The following is a 19,464-nucleotide window of genomic DNA, read 5'->3' as shown; positions in this document are numbered from 1 at the left end:
CAACGGCCTTGTTCTGTCCATGACCTATTCGATGGGATACCGGAGACCACCATGTCGCGATCACTTCAGTGAGACCGCGACCACTTCGTGAGACTCCGAACCACAGAGGGATCCATGCACATAGCCCGTACCGGTCGGGGGATCGCGGCCGCCACTGCCGTAGCCGCCCTCGCGGTCACCGCACTGACGACCGCCGCACCTGCCGCCGTATCCGCCGCCGTACCGCACACCCTGGCGGTACCGGCCGTCGCCGGGCACGGCCTGGCGCACAGCGTGAGCAGCCCGCTGACGAGCGAGCAGTGCGAGGCCAAGTGGCAGATCAACTGCTACAACCCGCTCCAGTACCGCAAGGCGTACGACCTGAACGCCCTTTACCGCAGGGGCGTCACGGGCAAGGGCCGCACCATCGTGATCGTCGACTCGTACGGCTCCCCGACCGTCCAGCACGATCTCGACGTCTACAGCAGGCAGTTCGGTCTGCCGAGCACCAGGGTGAAGGTGGTCAAGTGGGGGCACGTCCCGCCCTTCGACCCCAAGAACTCCGACATGACCGGCTGGGCCGGCGAGACCACCCTGGACGTCGAGATGGCGCACGCGGTGGCACCCGCCGCCAAGATCGTCGTGGTGGAGACGGCGGTCGCCGAGACCGAGGGCACCACCGGTCTGCCGGAGATGATGGACGCCGAGAAGTACATGATCGACCATGGCGTCGGCGACGTCATCAGCCAGAGCTTCGGCGCCACGGAGAACACCTTCCCCGGCTTCGACCAGGGTGACTTCGCCAGCATCAAGAACCTGCGCTACGCCTTCCAGGACGCGAGCCGCAAGAAGGTGACCGTGCTGGCCGCCTCCGGTGACGGCGGCGCGACCGACCTCCAGGCGGACGGGAAGACGTACTACAAGAAGCGCGTCAACTCCTGGCCCTCCTCGGACCCGTTGGTCACCTCGGTCGGCGGCACCCAGCTCCACCTGAACGACAAGGGCGACCGCCTCAAGCCGGACAGCGTCTACAACGACGACGGCTCCGGTGGCGGCGGCCAGTCCCACGTCTTCACCCGCCCGTCCTTCCAGAACGGCGTGAAGGGCGTGGTCGGTTCGCGTCGCGGCACCCCGGACATCTCGATGTCCGCCGCGGTCAACGGCGGCGCCTGGGTCTACTCCAGCTACGACCCGACCGCCGTCGGCTGGGACGTCAGCGGCGGCACCAGCGAGGCCACCCCGCTCTTCGCGGGCATCGTCGCGCTTGCCGACCAGGCGGCCGGCCACCGGGTGGGCAACATCCAGAGGGCCCTGTACGACCTCTCCGCCCACCACGCGAAGAGCAACGGCGTCGTCGACGTCAACGACGGCACCGACAACAGCTACAAAGGCGTCACCGGCTACAAGGCCGTGAACGGCTACGACCTCGCCACCGGCGTCGGCACCATCGACGCCCTGCGCTTCGTCCCGGCCCTCGCGAGGGCGAGCCACCACGGCTGACACGGCGGACACGTCCGGCACAGCTGACGGACACGTCTGACGCCACATGGGCGGCCCGGGTCTCGCACCCGGGCCGTCCGCGCGCCCTCCGAGGCCCCGTCCGCTTGCATATGTGAAGACCGTGTGCCGACGAGGCGGGATCCGTCCCGTCGGTCCGGGCCGCGCTGCGTAGCCTGGGTGACGTTACGGCCGACAGCCTTGCGGGGCAGGCCAGTTCATCCGAGCGAACCCGAAGGATCAGCGAACATGCCCTCGAAGAACAGCTGTCTCACGCTCGCTTCCGTGGCCTTCCTGGTGGCGCTCTCCGGTCTGGGCACGGCGGGCCCCGCCCTGGCGGCCGCCCAGCCGACGGTCGCGGGAGCGTCCACGTCTTCGCAGGTGCACGCATCCGCCGTACCGACCGGTTTCGTGGACCTGGCGACGAGCCCCCTGCCGGCCAGGGGCGAGCAGCACGAGTTCACGGTCACCTACCGCAACGACACGACAGCGGACCGGAGGGTCGCCCCGCAGCTCCTGGTGGTGTCGCCGGACGAGGGACCGTCCCTGGCGCCGTCGGACATCACGCTGGAGCGCCGCACGGCGGACGGCCGCTGGGAAGCCGTCCGGGTCGGCACCCAGACCGGCACGCTGTTCACCGACCTCTCGGCCGCCCGGCGCGTCCTGCACGCGGGCGGGACCCTGACCGAGGTCTACCGCCTCACCGTCGTCGGCCCGCAGGCCACGGGCACGGTGCAGCCGCGGGTGGCCCTCTTCGGCTGAGCCACCGCGGGGACGGCCGCCCGCCGACCGGGGACTCGCCGACACGACGGGCGGGCACGCAAAAAATCCTGGGGCGTTCGGCTCGACCTGTGATACCGTGATAAAAGTTGCAGTTTTGGTTACCAGAGACATCAGAAATTGGGTGCTCAACCGACTTGCGTCGACGAGCACCTTTTCTTGTTTCCGGAGCTTTCCGGATTTTTCCGGAGGGGCGATCATCGCGGCGACTCCGGGGCCTGCAAGGTGCGGACTCCGGTTAACTGCCCCAAAGGGAGATTCAATATGGCATCTGGCACCGTGAAGTGGTTCAACGCGGAAAAGGGTTTTGGCTTCATCGAGCAGGACGGTGGCGGCGCTGACGTGTTCGCCCACTACTCGAACATCGCCACCTCCGGCTTCCGTGAGCTTCAGGAGGGCCAGAAGGTTACCTTCGACGTCACGCAGGGTCAGAAGGGCCCGCAGGCCGAGAACATCGTTCCTGCCTGACGCCGACGCGTCGCGTTCTACGTGATCGGGGCCCGCACCCAGGGTGCGGGCCCCGATTCATTGCTCTCTCCCGTCGACCCACGGCAGGCTCATTCTTGCGAATCCCGGTACGGCCCCCGGCCGCTCTGCGGGACTTCCTCGATACGTGCCGCATCGAGGAAGGTCCTGCATGAACCGCACCGGCCGCACCACCGACGGCTCCTCACACCTCCCCCGGCAGAAACCGGCGCGCCGAAGCGCTCGGTCCCGTCCTGCCGAGGCCGGGCGGAGCGGTCGTAAGAACAACCGTCCGGCCGCGCCCCGCGAGGAGTTCGCGCCGCCGGTCACCGTCACCCCGGCGCTGCCGGCCGTCGAGGCGTTCGCCGACCTCGACCTGCCCGAGCCGCTGCTGACCGCCCTGGGCTCCGAGGGCGTGACCGTGCCGTTCCCCATCCAGGGGGCGACGCTGCCCAACTCGCTGGCCGGCCGGGACGTCCTGGGCCGCGGGCGCACCGGTTCGGGCAAGACGCTCGCCTTCGGCCTCGCCCTGCTGGCCCGTATCGCGGACCAACGGGCCGAGCCCCGGCGGCCGTTGGCACTCGTCCTCGTGCCCACCCGGGAACTGGCCCAGCAGGTCACCGACGCCCTCACCCCCTACGCCCGGGCGCTGCGCCTGCGGCTGGCGACCGTGGTCGGCGGTCTGTCGATCGGCCGCCAGGCGAGCGCGCTCCGCGGCGGAGCCGAGGTCGTCGTGGCGACACCGGGGCGGCTCAAGGACCTCATCGTCCGGGGCGACTGCCAGCTGGACCGGGTCTCCGTCACCGTCCTCGACGAGGCCGACCAGATGGCCGACATGGGCTTCCTGCCGCAGGTCACCGCGCTGCTCGACCAGGTGCGTCCCGACGGTCAGCGGATGCTGTTCTCGGCCACCCTGGACCGTAACGTCGACCGGCTGGTGCGGAACTACCTGCACGACCCGGTCGTGCACTCCGTCGACCCCGCGGCGGGCGCGGTCACCACGATGGACCACCACGTGCTGCACGTCGACGACGAGGACAAGCACGCCACCGCGACCGAGATCGCCGCCCGCGAGGGCCGGGTGATCATGTTCCTCGACACCAAGCACGCGGCGGACCGGCTGGCCAAGAAGCTGCTGGCGGTCGGGGTGCGCGCGGCATCCCTGCACGGCGGCAAGTCCCAGTCGCAGCGCAACCGGACCCTGGCCCAGTTCAAGGACGGCCATGTCACGGCCCTGATCGCCACCAATGTCGCGGCCCGCGGCATCCATGTCGACGACCTCGACCTCGTGGTCAACTTCGACCCGCCCGGTGACCACAAGGACTATCTGCACCGCGGCGGCCGTACCGCCCGCGCCGGTGCGTCCGGCACCGTCGTCACCCTGGTCCTGCCCCACCAGCGCCGCGAGATGGCCCGGCTGCTGGTCGACGCCGGCATAACCGCGCGGACCACCCGCACCCGGTCGGGCGAGGCCGAGCTGAGCCGTATCACCGGAGCCAGGACTCCTTCCGGGACCCCCGTCGTGCTCACCGTCCCGGTCGCCAATCCGCCGGCGCGCCCCCGGTCCGCCGGTCGCGGGCGGGACGGACGGCCCGTCCGGAACGGCCGTCGCAGGTTCCCGCCGAGCTCGAAGGCGTAACGCCAGTCGTCGTTCGGATGAACCAGCCGGCCGAGCCGGCCGGTTCAGCCATCCCGTCGTCATGCATGCCCCGACGCACACTTGTTCGCTGAGGAGAAGCCATTGACGCCCGACCGAACGCCCTCTCCCCTCCCGGCCGTCGAGACCGACGGCACCCGCCTGACCGCCGGTGACGCCATGGACGCGCCCGGACTGCAGGTCGACGACCACATGGCGGTCGATGTCGCGCTGTCCGTTCTCGACGGCGCCCGCGTCGCGCATCTGCTGCTGCGGGACGAGGACGGCAGGTGCGGTGGCCTGGTCACCCGGGCCCAGCTCGCCGCCCACCGCGGTGGCTCGTGGTACCGCGACCGGACCCGGCTGCGGGACATCCCGTACGACCGGGGGCCGTTCACCTCGTCCGCGGCCACGCTCGGCGACGCGGAGGCCGCCATGCGGGTACGGACGCTGGACGTCTCCCCCGTGATCGACGAGCACGGCTACACCCTGGGCGTCCTCGCTCTCCTTTCCTGACCGACCGACTGACTGACCGCCCGCACCGCGTCGGTCCGCTCCGGCGTTTCCCTCTCAACCCCGTGGAGGCAACATGCGCTGCGTCATCGCCCGTTTTCCCTTCGACTTCACCAAGTTCGAGGTGGAGCGCTCGATGGAGGGCATCAAGCCCGAGGCCGTCACGGGAGTGTCCGTGACCATCGGCCGCCGTACCTTCCCCGTCATGCAGGTCGGCGAGGTCATCACCAGGCAGAACCGTCGCGACTTCACCGTGGGCGAGGTGCGCAGGGCACTGACCCGGCTCGGCTTCACCTGTCATGACGCGCCGCCTGCCGCGCCCGCCCCGCCCGCCGACCAGCCCGCACCGTGGCAGGTCACGGGCGTCAACTGGGACTGAGCCGGACCCGCGCGATGCGCTCGGCTCGCCCCTCTCCCCTCTTACGGGCCGGCGGCGCGGCGGCTCGGGCAGGTCAGCGGGCCGGCGTGGGCGCGGACTTCTTGCGGGCGCGGTAGGCGGCCGCCTTGATCTTGTTTCCGCAGGACTCCATCCCGCACCACTGCCGGCGCGTGCCCCGCGAACGGTCGATGTAGGTGCGGGTGCACTCGGGGTTGCCGCACTCCTTGAGCAGGGGCACGTCCGGCCCGCTCAGGAGCTCGACGGCGTGACGCGCGACCATGGAGAGGGCTTCTTGCGGCGTCGCCTGCGTCCATCGCCCCGACGGGGTGAGCTGCGGCACCGCGGACGGCCTGCGCGCCGCGTTGTTCAGGACGGTCAGCGCCGCCCCGTCGCACTCCTCGCCGAGCCGCCGGGCGGTGACCAGCCGGTACACGGCTTCCCTTACGGTCGTCGCCTGCTCGACGTCGGCCTCCTGGCCGGGAGAGACCGCGTCGACGAGGCCGGACTCCACATACCATGCGTTCAGTCTGTCCGGCGTCGCGAACATCTCGAAGCGGACCGTACGGCGCGCTCGGAGTGTGGCGGCGAAGTCCAGCGCCGGGTGTCCGCAGACGAAGACATGATCGAGATTCACGTCACCATCCTGACAGGTGATGCCGGTGTGCGGCAAGGGTCGCGTCAGAGGCCCAGGTCGAGCGCGAGGCAGGAGAAAAACTTCCACGAGCCCTCGGGGTCGTAGGCGTACCGTGTCGGGTCGCTCGACACGGCCGCCCGCTCCTCGACCATCTCCTCATAGCGAATACGCTCGGGCAATGTGCCGAACCTCGCCCGCCGCACGGCAGTGGCAGCGGCAGTGGTGTCGGTGGTGCTGGTGCCGGCGCTGGTGCTTTCCATGGTCGAGCTCCGTTCGGTGGTCGGATTCGCCTTGCATGAATCAGCTGTCGATCACAGGGCGATCACCTGTCGGGACGGTGACCGGGCGGTGTTTCGTCAGAAGTGGTCCACGTCCACGACCGCCTGCGCGAAGGCCGTCGGCGCCTCCTGGGGCAGGTTGTGACCGATGCCGGCCACGGTGCGGTGCTCGTACTCGCCCGTGAACCTGTCGCGGTAGGTGGAGCCGTTGCCCGGTGCCGTGAAGGGGTCGCGCTCGGGGTCGAGGGTGATGGTGGGCACGTCGATGTACGGGCGTGCGGCGAGCCTCTTCTCCAGAACGTCGTAGCGGGGCTCGCCGTCGGCGAGGCTCAGCCGCCAGCGGTAGTTGTGGATGACGACGGCCGCGTAGTCCGGGTTCTCGAAGGCGGCCGCGGTGCGCTCGAAGGTGGCGTCGTCGAAGTCCCACGTCGGGGAGACGGTGTCCCAGACGAACCGGGTCAGGTCGTGGCGCAGTTTCGGGGTCTCCATGGCCTGCCGGCCGCGCTCGGTGGCGAAGTAGTACTGGTACCACCAGGTGTGCTCGGCCTGCGGTGCGATCGGTGAGAGCTGGGCCTCGCGGTTGGTGATCAGGTATCCGCTCACCGACACGAGGGCCTTGCAGCGCTCGGGCCACAGCGCGGCGACGATGTCGGCGGTGCGCGAGCCCCAGTCGAAGCCGGCCAGCACCGCCTTCTCGATCTTCAGGGCGTCCATCAGGGCGATGACGTCCACGGCGATCGCCGACTGCTGGGCGTTGCGGAACGTCCGGTCGGAGAGGAAGCGCGTCGTGCCGTGGCCGCGCAGGTACGGGACGATCACCCGGTACCCCTGCTCCGCCAGCAGCGGGGCGACATCGACGTAACTGTGGATGTCGTACGGCCAGCCGTGCAGGCCGATGACCGCCGGGCCGTGAGCCGGGCCCAGTTCGGCGTAGCCGACGTCCAGCAGGCCTGCCCTGATCTGCTTCAGCCGCAAAAAGCCGGTGCGTGGGCCGGATGCGGTCGCGGGGTCGGCTGTGGGGACTGTCGAGGGGACGGCCGCGGGGACGGTCTGCGCCGCGGACGCACCCTGCAGGCCGGCCACCGAAAGGGCGGCGGCGCCCGTGCCCACTCCCAGGACCTTGCCGAAGCCACGCCTGTCGATCATGCGAATCCTCCACTTGTCCCCGCGGCACCGGCTGGTGCGATGACCGACTCTCGCACGAGGGTCGTCACCAGTCAAGACGGTGACGCTTACGGAGGGGTGACGCCCAGATCCTGCCGGTGCGGGAGGGAGCGCGCCTTTCAACACCCCTTTGACCGGTGACATGAACGAAGCAGCGAAAAGCCCCGGGCCCATGGGACCCGGGGCTCATGCGCTCCGCCCGCCGGGCGGCGGGCCGAGGTTTTCAGACCGGTGTTGACGTTTTCCGGACGGATCCGGTCGCGTGAGATCGAACTCTTTGCATAAGGCACCTATGCCGATCAACAATGGCCCGGAAGTGGAGAGTTCGATTCATTGCTTGGTGCTGCGGAGCACACCGCTCACGTTCAGGACCTCGTGACAGCCCTTCGCCCGACGGCCGGTGGCCGGCGTGCCCGGCTTGTTGCAGGTCACCTCGATGGACACGGCATCGCCCTCGGGGATCTTGATGGGGGTCACCCAGTGGTAGTCCTGGTTGCGGAAGGTCTCCATGGCGATCGTGGTGATCTTGCGATCGCCGAAGGTGATCGTCAACAGGCCTTCGTCGCCTTGGAAGTTGGCAACGACGAGGTCCGTCACTTCGAAGACACTGTCCTTCGGCACCGTGTAGGTGCCGGGCTTGGTCTGGCCGCTCGCCGACTGCACGTCGATGGTCTGCGAGCTCTGCTGACCGCCGCCGGCGGTGCCGCCACCGCCCGTGCCGCCGCCGTCGCCGCCGCCCGCTCCGGCCGATCCGCCCGACCCCTGGCCGCCGGGAGTGGCCGAACCGGCGCCGCCGGAACCGCTGTTGCCCGGAGTCTGCTGTCCGGCGGGCGTGGGACGTGCCTGGACCGCCTCGTCGGCCGCGTCCTTGGCGGCACTGCGCACCGCGGGCCTGACCAGCAGGAACCAGGCGATCAGCAGCGCGAGAAGCGCGGCGAGGAGCGCGAGGAGCCACTTGGGGAAGATCGGGATCTGGACGAACTCGGCGTCCAGCGGCGTCCGTACGGCGTTCTGGTACGGGCTGGGCTCCTCCTGCTCGCCGTCCTCGGCGGTGTCCACGGTGAACGGCCAGACCACCGGGGCGCCGAACCACACCGGCTTGCCCGTGCGGACGCGCAGTCCGACCTCCGCCGACTCGCCGGGCTCCAGCTTCGGCTTCGCCGGAGTGAAGGCGAACGCCAGCTCCTCGCCCGCCTGACCGGGAGTGAAGCCCACCTGCACCGGGGTGTTGCCCTGGTTCTGGACGGCCAGCCGGTAGCGGCCGCGCAGCCAGCCGCGCCGACGGCGCGGGGCCAGCTCGGTGCGCAGCTCGTGGAACTCCTCGATGTGCACGGTCGTTTCGAGGACCCGCACGGTCTCGGGGTGCTCGGTCGGCAGGACCCGCACGCCGAGCGGCAGTTCGCCGGCCCGTATCTCGTGCGAACGCGGCGGCTCCAGACGGAGCGTCACCGTTTCGGAGGTGCCGGGATAGAGCGAGACCCGCGCGGGTTCCACGGTGGTCCAGGGTGCGCAGTCCCCGACGACCTCCAGGCTGTACGCCTCGACGATGTCGCTGTCGTTGCGGACGGTCAGAGTCGTCGTGGCGGTGTCCCCCGGCGCCACCGTCACGGCCGGGATGTCGAGGCCGGGCGCACCGGGACCGGAAGAGGCTGCGGAAGGCGTCACGCCACCACCGTAGAAACACACCCGGGGACGCCGCGAGGAACGCGAGGGCAAGATCCGGGCAGCCTCGATGCCCGTACAGTCATCGGCAACTCCCTTGTAACCGTGGGCCGTTAGTGTCGCCCGTCGCCTCCCGCGCACCGCCTGTGGTGGTCACCACGCTCCTGCGCCCCACCCCCACGAACCCATGGAACAGGTGCCCCCCATGCCCAGTGCAAGTACACAGGAGAACAGCTCGCCCGGACACAAGGACCGAGTGACCGTGACCGTGTACGCCGCCGACCCGGTCCTGCGCGTCGGTATCGTCCACCAGCTGCGCCAGCGCCCCGAGGTCGAACTGCTCGACGAGAGTGACGCGGAGCAGGCCCATGTGTCGCTCGTGGTGGTGGACACCGTCGACGACGACGTGGCCGCCCTGCTGGACCGGCTGCGGATCAACACCGTCACCCGCACCGGCCTGGTGGTCGGCACCCTCGGCTCCGGCGGGCTGCAGCGCGTCATCGAGTGCGGTGTGGCGGCGGTGCTGCGGCGTTCCGAGGCCGACCACGACCAACTGCTCAACCTGGTCCTGGCGGTGGCCAACGGCGAGGGTGTGCTCCCCGGCGATCTGCTGGGCAAGCTGCTCAGCCATGTGGGCAGCCTCCAGCGCTCGGCGCTCGACCCGCGCGGGCTGTCCCTGTCCACGCTGACCACGCGTGAGGCGGACATGCTGCGCCTGGTGTCGGAGGGCCTGGACACCGCGGAGATCGCCCGCAAGACCGCGTACTCGGAACGGACCGTCAAGAACGTCCTGCACGAGATCATCACCCGGCTCCAACTGCGCAACCGGGCCCACGCGGTGGGTTACGCGCTGCGCAACGGCCTTATATGACACCGGCGTTGCCCGAAAGCGCACCGCGCGCTTCCCCCGGGTACGGCCCCGCCGCCCTGCCGCGCCGCGCACGGCGGGTACAGGGTGGCGGGGGCCGTCCGGATGGGCACATGCGGCGGCCGCACCTGACTGCGAAGGGGACCGCGATGGGAACGGCTGACCCCGGCGGGCGGTACCGCCTGGGGAGACTCGGAACGTCGTTGCTGCTGCTGATCCCGCTGCTCGGGGTGACGGCGGCCTCCGGACAGGGCAGCGCCGTGTCCGCGCCGCGGGCGGCCGACGCCGCCGAGACCCGGGTCGCGTACGCCGGCACCGGGCACCGCAGCCTGGGCACGGTCGCCACCACCACCTCCAGCACCCCGCTGTTCGGTGCGGGCCCGGCCCACTACGACGTGCAGCCGTCCGCGCTCGGCGACCAGATGGTGTTCGCGAGCCTGCGCGACGAGAAGACCCCGCAGGTCTATCTGCGGGCCGCCGACGGTTCCGTTCGGCGTCTCACCAGCGGCATGGACGCGGCGCACCCCCGGCTGACACCGGACGGGCAGTCCGTGGTGTTCGACGCGGCCGAATCCGCCGGCCTGGGCGGCGGGACGCAGCGCGACCTGTGGCTGGTGCGCACCGACGGCACGGGTCTGACCCGGCTCACCGACACCCCCGCCAACGAGGAGTGCCCGACGGTCTCCCCCGACGGGCAGCGCCTGGCGTACTCCAGTGACGGCAATCCGCTGGTCGGGCAGCAGGTCTATGTACGGCCCCTGAAAGGCGGCACCGCCACCCGGATCACTTCCCCCGCCAACGGCACGGCCGGCGAACCCGCGTGGAACCCGGTGAACGACGACGTGAACCGGGACTGGATCGCGTACACCGCCACCACCACCGAGAACGGGAAGTCCGTACCCCGGCTGCGGATCACCAACGGGACCAGTGACGAGGCACTGTTCGCGGGCAACTACGCGGGGTGGCGGGCCCACGGGGCATCGTGGCTGCCCGACGGGGACCAGGTGATGTTCCTGAGCCCCGAGATCACCTGCACCTGCGAGGGCGACTACGACCACGTGTTCAAGTCGGTGGCGCACTCGGACCAGGAGCCCGGCCTCGTGCTCAACGAGGACCGGGAGGTCTCCTCGCCCACCTGGCTCGGCACGGCCGACGGCGGCACCGCGGTGGTGGAGCGCACCACCGCGGACGACCCCACCGAGAACCCCAACGACAAGTTCAACGGCGCCCATGTGGTGACCCTGCAGGACTCTCGGATGGACGGCTCCGACCCTCGCGACCTGGGGCTGCCGATCCTCAACGAGGACCCGGCGGCCGACACCAACACCGATCCCGCCAAGGACCCCCTGTTCCAGCCCGACGCGGACCACGACCCGTGGACCGAGCGGCAGAACTACACGCCCGACGGCCGCCGGATCGTCGTCACCCGCTTCGAGACCAACGCCCAGGGCCAGCGGATCGAGCGAATCTGGATGGTGGACGCCGACGGTTTCAACGCGGCCCCCATGCCGCTGGCCGGACGCGCCGCGACGGACTGGGACACCGACCCGACGTTCTCCCCGGACGGCAAGTACCTTGCCTTCACCCGGACTTCGCCGGGCGGCGTCGGCCAGGCGGCGGGTCCCAGCCGCATCCTCATCGCCGACGCGGCCACCGGCGCGATCACCGGCGGGATCACCCCGCCGGCCGGGCAGCAGCAGGGCGAGGACGCCCAGCCCACCTGGTCCTCCGACGGCACCACCCTGGCCTTCACCCGCAACGAGGTGATCGGCGGGAACGGCGGTAACAAGCACATCTGGACCGTGCCCGTGAACCACCTGGACCAGCAGCGCGACCTGAGCGCCACGATCTGCCCGGGCGACTGCGCGGTCATCGACGACAGCCCGGCGTTCTCCCCGGACGGCCTGAGCATCGCCTTCAACCGCAAGAGCGGCGGCGGCCAGGTCGACGAGCGCGACGGCATCCTGCTGACCTCCCTCACGGGCGACGACTGCCGGGTGCTGACCCCCGCAGCCGCCCGCGGCCTGCCCGGCGCCTGCGGCCGGCAGCTGCCGGACACCTCCACCACCGGCCCGTTCCAGCCGCGCGACGCCGCCTGGACGGCCGACGGCAAGGGCCTGGTGATCAGCTCGCGTGCCGCCGTGGCGGCCAACAGCCCCGAGAAGCTGAGCCTGTTGGACGTCGACTCCGGTGACCTCACGCCACTCTCCTCGCGGCTCCCGGGCCGGCAGAAGGAGCCCGGCGTCCAGCAGTCCGTGAACCTCGCGGTCCAGGCGCCCGGCACCACCCCCGACGTCACCGTCGGCAAGTCCACGACCGTCCGGGTCGGCCTCGTGAACAACGGCCCCGCCGCCTCCCCCGGCACCACCCTGACCATCGCCCCGCCGGCCGGCGTGCAGGTCACCAAGGTGACCTGGCCCGGGGGCACCTGTGACGCCGCCTCCCTGCAGTGCAACGTCGGCGTGGTGCAGCCCGGCACGACCGTCACGGTGAGCGTCACCCTCACCGGGGTCACCGCCGGCGACCAGCCGGTCGGCTGGACGGTCACCGGCACGGTCCTGGATCCGCAGCCCAGCGACAACACGGGCCAGACCGTGGTGCCGGTGCGCGAGGCCACGCCGCCCCCGTCACCCACCCCGCCGCCCACCGTTCCCCCGCAGCCGCCCGCGCCCGACGCCGGGCCCGGCGTCAAGGTCACCGCCCAGCCCAACCCCGGCTACGTCGGCGGCCGCGTCGTCGTGACGTACACCGTGCGCAACGGCCGCAACGCGCTGGCGACCGGGCTGCGGCTGCACATCGGCCTGCCCAAGGGCATCCCGGACAACGGGCCACCGGAGGGCTGCGACAAGGCCTGGGTGTGCGCGCTCCCGGACCTCGACCAGGGCGCGAGCACCGTCGTCCGGGTGGTCCTCTCCCCCGACAAGGCGCTGACCGGCCACGTCACCGGCCGGCTCACCACCACCGGGACGGACGCCGACAAGAGCGACAACACCGCCCGGCAGCGGCTGCGCATCCTGCAGCCGCGCATCATCGCGGTGCCGCCGATCGGCAAGCCCGGCTTCGTCACCTCGGTGCGCGGCAAGGACTTCCCGCCGGGCGTGCCGGTGCGGTTCAGCTGGAAGCCGGGGATCACCGCGGCGGCGGCGCCGACCGTTCCGCTGCGGGACGGCACGTTCATCGGCCAGTTGCTCATCCTCGCCAAGGACCAGACCGGGCCGCGGATCATCACCGCCAAGGGCCCCGGCTTCTCCCCGGTGACGACCGACTTCCTGGTGGTCACCGGCAGCGTGCAGCCGCCGGACGAGGTGACCCGCCGGTGATCCACGAGGTCGACGAGGGGCTGCGCAGGCTGCTCGGCGAGTCCGGCCTGGAGGCGTCGGGCGTCGACGTGGTCTTCGACGCCCCCACCCGGGACTGGGCGGCGCGCCGCAGCGCCCCGACGGTCTGCGTCTTCCTGTACGACATCCGCGAGGACGCCGTCCGGCGCGGCAGCGGCTCCGGGGAGGTGTACGACGAGGACGGCCACCTCGTGGCGCGGCGCACACCGCCGCGCTGGTTCGAGCTGACGTACCTGGTCACGGCGTGGGCGACCCGCCCGCAGGACGAACACCGGCTGCTCTCGCAGGTGCTCGGCACGCTGGTGGCCGCCGACAGCCTGCCCGCGCGGCTGCTCACCGGCACGCTCGCCGAACTCGGCCTGACCGTGGGGCTGGACACCGCCGGATCCGCGGACGCGCCGACCGCCTCCGACGTGTGGTCGGCGATGGGCGGCGAGCTGAAGGCCTCGCTCAACGTGCGGGTACGGGCACCGCTCGCCGGCATCACCAGGGCCACCGCGCCTCCGGTCACCGAGGGCCTCGTCGTACGCGCCACCCCGCGCACCGAGGACGCGGACGAGGGCCGCCGGCTGCGCTACGCGGAGACCAGTGACCCGGGCCCGAGCGGCTATGCGGGGCCCCGTGAACGTCCGCCCGCACCGGCCAGGCGCCGCCGCAGGGGAGACCGGCAGCCGTGACGCAGACCGCGGAACCCGTGACGGTGTCCCCCGCCGGTACCGAAGAGCATCTGTGGCTGCGGCTGCGCGCCGTCGAGGAACGGGTGCGGCTCGCGGTGGCCCTGCGGCGCGCGGGTGACCCCGATCCCGACGACCCCTACCGCGGCCAGTACCTCACGCCCGAGGCGGCGGCCCGCATCCTGGACGAGCCGGGTGGGCTCGACGTACCCGAGCAGCAGCCCTGGCAGCCCCCCGCCGGCTCCGTCCTCGGCGCTCTCGCCGCGCGGTTCGCCCTGTCCTCCCTGGACCTGGACCTGCTGCTGGTCGCGATGGCACCCGACCTGGACCCGCGGTTCGAGCGCCTCTACGGCTACCTCAACGACGACCTGACGCGTCGTCGGCCCACGGTCGGGCTGGCCCTGGAGCTGTGCGGGCTCGCCGGCGCGGCGTCCGGCCGGTTCCGGCTGGCCCCCTCGGCGCCGCTGGTCGTGGGCGGCCTGGTGGAGGTCGCGGAAGCCGAACGGCCCCCGCTGTCCCGCGTGCTGACCGTCCCCGACCGGGTCACCGGGCATCTCCTGGGCAGCACACAGCCCGACGCCCGCCTCGCCGGGGTGCTCGGCGAGGCCCGCGAGGACCCGACCGCCGAGACGGCGGAGGTCCACCGGGCGGCGTCCGCGGCCGGCACCGGCACCGGCCTGGTCCAGCTGCGCAGCCGGGGCGGTGACGCCGGGGGGCTGGCCGTCGCGGCCCTGCACGCGGCCGGGCTGCGCACCCTCGTCCTGGACGCGGCGGCACTGGCCCGGCGCCCCGACGACGTACCGGCGCTCGCCCGGGTGGTGGCGCTCGAAGCCCGGCTGACCGGTGCCGGTGTCGTCCTCGGGCCGCTGGAGGCACTGCCCGCCGAACCCGCCGAACGGGCCCGCACACTCGGCGCGTTGTGCACGACACTGCGCGGGATCCCACTGCTCACGCATGGCACCGTCGGCTGGGACCCCCTGTGGGCGCCCGACACCCCCGTGGTCCTGACCGTCCCCGCCCCCTCCCCCGAACGACAGGCCGCCCGCTGGCGGCACGCCCTGGCGCGGGCTGCGGGTGCGGGTGCGACCGCGGGTACGGATACGGGTGCGACCGCGGGTACGGGTACGGGCGATACCGCTCGGCACTCCGACGCCCCTGGCGCCGCACGCACCGCCGGGCAAACCGCTGCCGGGGACGCCGGTGACAGCGATGACGTCCGGGCTGCCGGTGACGGCGATGACGTTCAGGCTGCCGACCACGGCGCCGGCGCCCGTGTCGGCGTCGGCGTGGGTGTCGGGGTCGGCCATGGCTCGGTGGCCGGTGACGTGGAGGCTCTCGCCCGTGCGGTCGCCGCGCATCGGCTGGACTCCGGGCAGTTGCACCGTGCGGCCGACGTCGCGGTACGTACGGCCGCCCTCGCGGGCCGCCCGGTCCGCGCCGACGATCTGCGCAGCGCCGTGCGGGCCCAGAACGGCGCGGGGCTCGAACGGCTCGCCCGCCGGGTGGAGCCGGGGGTCGGCTGGGACGACCTGGTGCTGCCGCCGCCGACCCACCGGCGGCTGCGCGAACTCGCGCTGCGCGCCCGCCATCGCGAGCAGGTGCTCGGGCAGTGGGGGATGCGGCCGGGAGGCGGCCGGGGCCGCGGCGTGATCGCACTCTTCGCGGGCGAGTCGGGCACCGGCAAGACGATGTCCGCCGAGGTCGTCGCGGCGGATCTGGGCATGGACCTGTATGTGGTGGATCTGTCCACAGTTGTGGACAAGTATGTGGGAGAGACCGAGAAGAACCTGGAGCGGATCTTCACCGAGGCGTCCGCGGTCAACGCGGTGCTGCTCTTCGACGAGGCCGACGCGATCTTCGGCAAGCGCTCGGAGGTGAAGGACGCGCACGACCGGCACGCCAACATCGAGTCGGCGTATCTGCTGCAGCGCATGGAGTCCTTCGACGGGATCGCGGTGCTGACCACCAACCTGCGGGCCAACCTGGACGAGGCGTTCACCCGCCGCCTGGACGTGGTGGCCGACTTCCCGGTGCCCGACGCGGGCCAGCGCCTCGCCCTGTGGGAACGGTGCCTGGGCGAACGGCTGCCCCGGGCCGCCGACCTGGACCTCGCCTTCTGCGCGGACCGCTTCGAACTGGCCGGCGGCTCGATCCGGGCGTGCGCGGTGACGGCGGCGTATCTGGCGGCGGAGTCGGGCGCACCGCTCGCCATGCACCAGCTGGTGACGGCGATCGCCCAGGAGTACCGCAAGCTCGGACGACTGGTGCTGGAGGGCGAGTTCGGGCCGTACCTCGCGGAGGCGGCAGGGGCCTGAGGGCTCGAACGGAACAACCCCGTTGCCTGAAGGGGCAGAGTCCCGCGACGGCCGCCCCCGGGGATCCGGGGCTTTGGTACTACGGGTTTCGACCGTGTGGAAAGGACTGCGGATGCGTGCCCACGAGCAACCGAAAGAGGCCGACGGACAGGGGCAGGCGAAGGCGCGGTCGGCGGTGCCGGCAGCGGGTGTCCTGGCACAGTCCGCTGCCGGGGGGACGACACCGGCCGGGATCCTGGCTCTGCAGCGCACGGTGGGCAACGCCGCTGTGGCACGGATGATGGGGACGGAGCGGCACACGCACACCGAGGAGTGCGGCCATCTCCGGGACCCACAGGCCGTACAGCGTCGCACGGCGCCCGAGGACGCGGCGGACGTGGACGTACCCGTGCAGCGCCGTGCGAGCGTGCACGACGTCCTGAAGTCCCCTGGCCGCCCCCTGGCGGAATCCGTTCGGAAGGAAGCCCAGAGCCGCATGGGAGCGGACTTCTCCCAGGTACGGGTCCACGACAACGGCAACGCCCGCGCCTCGGCCGCCGGCATCGGCGCCCGCGCGTACACGTCCGGCCATCACGTGGTCCTCGGCGACGGCGGTCGCGACAAGCACACCCTGTACCACGAGCTGGGGCAGTCATCCAGCAGAGCCACGGCCCCGTCGAGGGCACCGACATGGGTGACGGCACACGGATGAGCACCCCGGGCGACCGGCACGAGCGTCAGGCGGACGCCTGGGCCGACACGGCCCTGTCCCGGCCGCTCTCCGCGGTGCAGCGCGCCCTCGCGCACGAGGGGGACGAAGCCCCCGGACAGCACCGGGCCGACGGTCCCGGCGTGGTGCAGCGGATGGCCAGGACGAGCTCGAAACGCAAGAAGAACGACGACAGTCCGCCGCCCGCCGACCCGCCCCCCGCCAAGGGAGGGCGGACCACCAGGTCCAGCGGCAAGAAGGTGGACCTCAGCAGGCCGGTCCTGGACTTCGAGTCCTCGTATGACGGGGTGCGGACGCAGCGGCTGGCCGACAAGCAGAAGATCGGGTTCGCGCAGGCGGCCACGCTGAGGCGCCCCAACGGGGCACCGCAGAGCACGGCGTACTACTACCACTTCTGGCAGGAAGTCCAGGACGAGTACGTATCGAGGACGAGAGCGGCAAGGAATACCCGCAGGACGTCGAGGAGTGGAAGCAGGACCTGAACTACTGGCCGCCGTACAGCAACGCGGTCATCAACAACACCGCGGCCTCGATCACCTTCAACGACAACCCCGGCTGGTCGAGCGACCGTCCCATCGGGGCGGGGGAGTGGCTCAAGTCCTACCGGATCAGTTTCCGCTGGAAGGTCGCCTACGCGAACGGCACCACGTTCCGCCGGGGTGCGGACGGCACCCGGGCCGACTGGATCAGTCCGCCGGTGACCCACACGATGACCTCCGCGTTCGACCCGGACAACCCCGACACCGAAGCTCCGGTCGTGGCCAATGCCGCGGGTTCACACCGTTGGACGGTCGAACTGCCGGCCCAGGAAGAGGGCTGAGGAAACCGCACAGCCGGGTCCCGGGCCGCGCAAAGCGTCCGGAAGGGCAGGGGAGTTGCCCCCGGCGAGGTCCGCACGTCCCTGTCGTCCGCCTCACCCGCCCCGCAGAATCGCCCTGGACACAGGTGCCCCGCAAGGACGTGAAGGAGCAAGCATGCCGACGTACCTCACCCCGGGCGTGTACGTGGAGGAGGTGCAGTCCGGTGCCCGACCGATCGAGGGGGTCGGCACCGCCGTCGCCGCGTTCGTAGGGTTCGCCGGGAGCGGTCCCTTCCACGCGCCGACACTGGTCACCAGCTGGGACCAGTACACCCAGCTGTTCGGCTCCTTCACCGAGGGCACCTATCTGGCCCACGCGGTCTACGGGTACTTCTCCAACGGCGGCGGCGCCGCCTACATCGTGCGCATCGGCGGCTCGGCCGACGGCGCCTCGGGCCCGTCGGCGAACGGCGCCGGACAGCCGAGGGCGGCCCAGCCGGTGGAGCTCGGCGGCTTCCTCGTCGCGGCCCGGCCCGGTGTGACCGGCGTGTCGGTGGAGATCGCCGACGCGGACGGCGAGAACCCGCCGGAGGACCGCTTCAAGGTGCTGGTCCGCCAGGGCGAGCAGGTGGCGGAGACGTACGACGTCTCCGTCCGCAAGAACGTCAAGGGCTACCTGCTCACGCAGACCCGCGCCTCCAAGCTGATCGAGGTCACCGAGCAGCGCGGCGCCACGCAGAGCAGGCCCGCCGCCCAGACCGTGGCGGTGCCCGACGCTCCGGGCGCGCCCGCCGCGAACGGCTCCGGCGAGCTCTCCCGCCTGGACCCCGCCGAGTACGTCGGCGACTCCGCGGCCCGCACCGGGTTCGGCGGTCTGGAGACCATCGACGAGATCACCATGGTCGCGGTGCCGGACCTGATGAGCGCCTACCAGCGCGGCGACATCGACGCCGAGGGCGTGCGCACCGTGCAGCTCGCGGTGATCTCGCACTGCGAGCAGATGGGCGACCGCGTCGCCGTCCTGGACACCCCGCCCGGCCTCAACGCCCAGCAGGTGCGCACCTGGCGCAACGACGAGGCGGGCTACGACTCCCGCTACGCCACCCTGTACTACCCGTGGGTGCGGGTCTTCGACCCGGCCGCCGGGCGCAACACCACCGTCCCGCCGAGCGGTCACGTCGCCGGTGTGTGGGCGCGCAGCGACGCCGAGCGCGGGGTGCACAAGGCGCCCGCCAACGAGGTGATCCGCGGCGCGGTCGACCTCGAACTGCGGCTCAGCAAGGGCGAGCAGGACCTGCTGAACCCGATCGGTGTGAACTGCGTACGGGCCTTCCCCGGCCGGGGCATCCGGATCTGGGGCGCCCGCACGCTCTCCTCCGACCCGGCCTGGCGCTACCTGAACGTGCGCCGCCTGTTCAACTACCTCGAAGAGTCCATCCTGTTGGGCACCCAGTGGGTGGTCTTCGAGCCGAACGACGACCGGCTGTGGTCGAGCATCCGGCGCAACGTCACCGCGTTCCTCACCGAGGAGTGGCGCCGCGGCGCGCTGTTCGGCCGCACCGCCGAAGAGGCGTTCTACGTGAAGTGCGACCGCGACAACAACCCGCAGGAGTCCATCGACCAGGGCCGGGTCGTCTGCGAGATCGGCGTCTCGCCGGTCAAGCCCGCGGAATTCGTGATCTTCCGGCTGGCGCAGTTCTCCGACAGCACCAGCCTCGTCGACGAGTGATCCCGGGTCCGCAGGAACAACGGCTCAGCAAGGAAAGGTGACAGA

The 19,464-nt window shown here is 71.6% G+C and carries 18 protein-coding genes; 14 read left to right on the top strand and 4 right to left on the bottom strand.

All coding sequences use genetic code 11. The features are described from left to right. Positions 1-114 precede the first annotated feature (114 nt). The 6 genes from ACYUED_RS22865 (at position 115) to ACYUED_RS22840 (ending at position 5,249) form a co-directional block, all read left to right on the top strand. Entirely contained in the window at positions 115-1,479 is a 1,365-nt protein-coding gene (locus ACYUED_RS22865) for a S53 family peptidase (RefSeq protein WP_491284478.1), read from the top strand. A gap of 246 nt (positions 1,480-1,725) precedes the next feature. Next, complete coding sequence (locus tag ACYUED_RS22860) at positions 1,726-2,238, top strand: signal peptide protein (RefSeq protein ID WP_491284476.1); 513 nt, start codon at positions 1,726-1,728, stop codon at positions 2,236-2,238. A 282-nt stretch (positions 2,239-2,520) separates the two neighbouring features. Further along, complete coding sequence (locus ACYUED_RS22855) at positions 2,521-2,724, top strand: cold-shock protein (protein ID WP_007383480.1); 204 nt, start codon at positions 2,521-2,523, stop codon at positions 2,722-2,724. A gap of 169 nt (positions 2,725-2,893) precedes the next feature. After that, positions 2,894-4,360 carry a DEAD/DEAH box helicase gene (locus ACYUED_RS22850; protein WP_491284466.1) on the top strand — a complete coding sequence of 489 codons (1,467 nt, stop codon included), beginning with the start codon at positions 2,894-2,896 and terminating at the stop codon, positions 4,358-4,360. A 177-nt stretch (positions 4,361-4,537) separates the two neighbouring features. Beyond that, on the top strand, positions 4,538-4,873 hold the full coding sequence (locus tag ACYUED_RS22845; protein WP_491294380.1) for a CBS domain-containing protein: 336 nt from the start codon (positions 4,538-4,540) through the stop codon (positions 4,871-4,873). Positions 4,874-4,946: 73 nt separating this feature from the next. Continuing rightward, a complete protein-coding gene (locus ACYUED_RS22840; RefSeq protein WP_491284464.1) occupies positions 4,947-5,249 on the top strand; it encodes an SCO5918 family protein in 303 nt (100 codons plus the stop codon). 73 nt (positions 5,250-5,322) lie between these two features. Here the strand turns inward: ACYUED_RS22840 and ACYUED_RS22835 are convergent, their stop codons facing one another. From ACYUED_RS22835 to ACYUED_RS22820, 4 genes are all read right to left on the bottom strand, one after another. After that, entirely contained in the window at positions 5,323-5,883 is a 561-nt protein-coding gene (locus tag ACYUED_RS22835) for a CGNR zinc finger domain-containing protein (RefSeq protein WP_491284460.1), read from the bottom strand. A 44-nt stretch (positions 5,884-5,927) separates the two neighbouring features. Beyond that, positions 5,928-6,143: a hypothetical protein gene (locus ACYUED_RS22830; protein WP_491284458.1), complete on the bottom strand. Its 216-nt coding sequence runs from the start codon at positions 6,141-6,143 to the stop codon at positions 5,928-5,930. A 96-nt stretch (positions 6,144-6,239) separates the two neighbouring features. Further along, a complete protein-coding gene (locus ACYUED_RS22825; protein WP_491284456.1) occupies positions 6,240-7,307 on the bottom strand; it encodes an alpha/beta fold hydrolase in 1,068 nt (355 codons plus the stop codon). 348 nt (positions 7,308-7,655) lie between these two features. Further along, positions 7,656-8,942 (bottom strand): COG1470 family protein, encoded by a 1,287-nt coding sequence (locus ACYUED_RS22820; RefSeq protein WP_491294378.1) that lies wholly within the window; start codon positions 8,940-8,942, stop codon positions 7,656-7,658. A gap of 250 nt (positions 8,943-9,192) precedes the next feature. On the opposite strand from ACYUED_RS22820, the gene ACYUED_RS22815 reads away from it, so the two are divergent. The 8 genes from ACYUED_RS22815 (at position 9,193) to ACYUED_RS22780 (ending at position 19,419) form a co-directional block, all read left to right on the top strand. Further along, positions 9,193-9,858 carry a helix-turn-helix transcriptional regulator gene (locus ACYUED_RS22815; protein WP_491284454.1) on the top strand — a complete coding sequence of 222 codons (666 nt, stop codon included), beginning with the start codon at positions 9,193-9,195 and terminating at the stop codon, positions 9,856-9,858. A 146-nt stretch (positions 9,859-10,004) separates the two neighbouring features. Continuing rightward, positions 10,005-13,175 (top strand): hypothetical protein, encoded by a 3,171-nt coding sequence (locus ACYUED_RS22810; RefSeq protein ID WP_491284452.1) that lies wholly within the window; start codon positions 10,005-10,007, stop codon positions 13,173-13,175. Next, positions 13,172-13,870: a Pvc16 family protein gene (locus ACYUED_RS22805; RefSeq protein WP_491284450.1), complete on the top strand. Its 699-nt coding sequence runs from the start codon at positions 13,172-13,174 to the stop codon at positions 13,868-13,870. The genes ACYUED_RS22810 and ACYUED_RS22805 overlap by 4 nt, the downstream gene beginning before the upstream one ends. Continuing rightward, complete coding sequence (locus tag ACYUED_RS22800; RefSeq protein ID WP_491284448.1) at positions 13,867-16,182, top strand: AAA family ATPase; 2,316 nt, start codon at positions 13,867-13,869, stop codon at positions 16,180-16,182. Before ACYUED_RS22805 ends, ACYUED_RS22800 begins: the two co-directional genes overlap by 4 nt. A 112-nt stretch (positions 16,183-16,294) precedes the next feature. After that, on the top strand, positions 16,295-16,873 hold the full coding sequence (locus ACYUED_RS22795) for an eCIS core domain-containing protein (RefSeq protein WP_491284446.1): 579 nt from the start codon (positions 16,295-16,297) through the stop codon (positions 16,871-16,873). Then, complete coding sequence (locus ACYUED_RS22790; RefSeq protein ID WP_491284444.1) at positions 16,852-17,373, top strand: hypothetical protein; 522 nt, start codon at positions 16,852-16,854, stop codon at positions 17,371-17,373. The genes ACYUED_RS22795 and ACYUED_RS22790 overlap by 22 nt, the downstream gene beginning before the upstream one ends. Before the next feature lie 215 nt (positions 17,374-17,588). Next, positions 17,589-17,711: a hypothetical protein gene (locus tag ACYUED_RS22785; RefSeq protein WP_491284442.1), complete on the top strand. Its 123-nt coding sequence runs from the start codon at positions 17,589-17,591 to the stop codon at positions 17,709-17,711. A gap of 154 nt (positions 17,712-17,865) precedes the next feature. Further along, a complete protein-coding gene (locus ACYUED_RS22780) occupies positions 17,866-19,419 on the top strand; it encodes a phage tail sheath family protein (protein ID WP_491284440.1) in 1,554 nt (517 codons plus the stop codon). The last annotated feature ends 45 nt before the right edge of the window (positions 19,420-19,464 follow it).

The organism is Streptomyces sp. DF42, from assembly GCF_058267695.1.
Note: the sequence above shows the minus strand (reverse complement) of the source record. Positions and strands in the feature narration are given on the sequence as shown.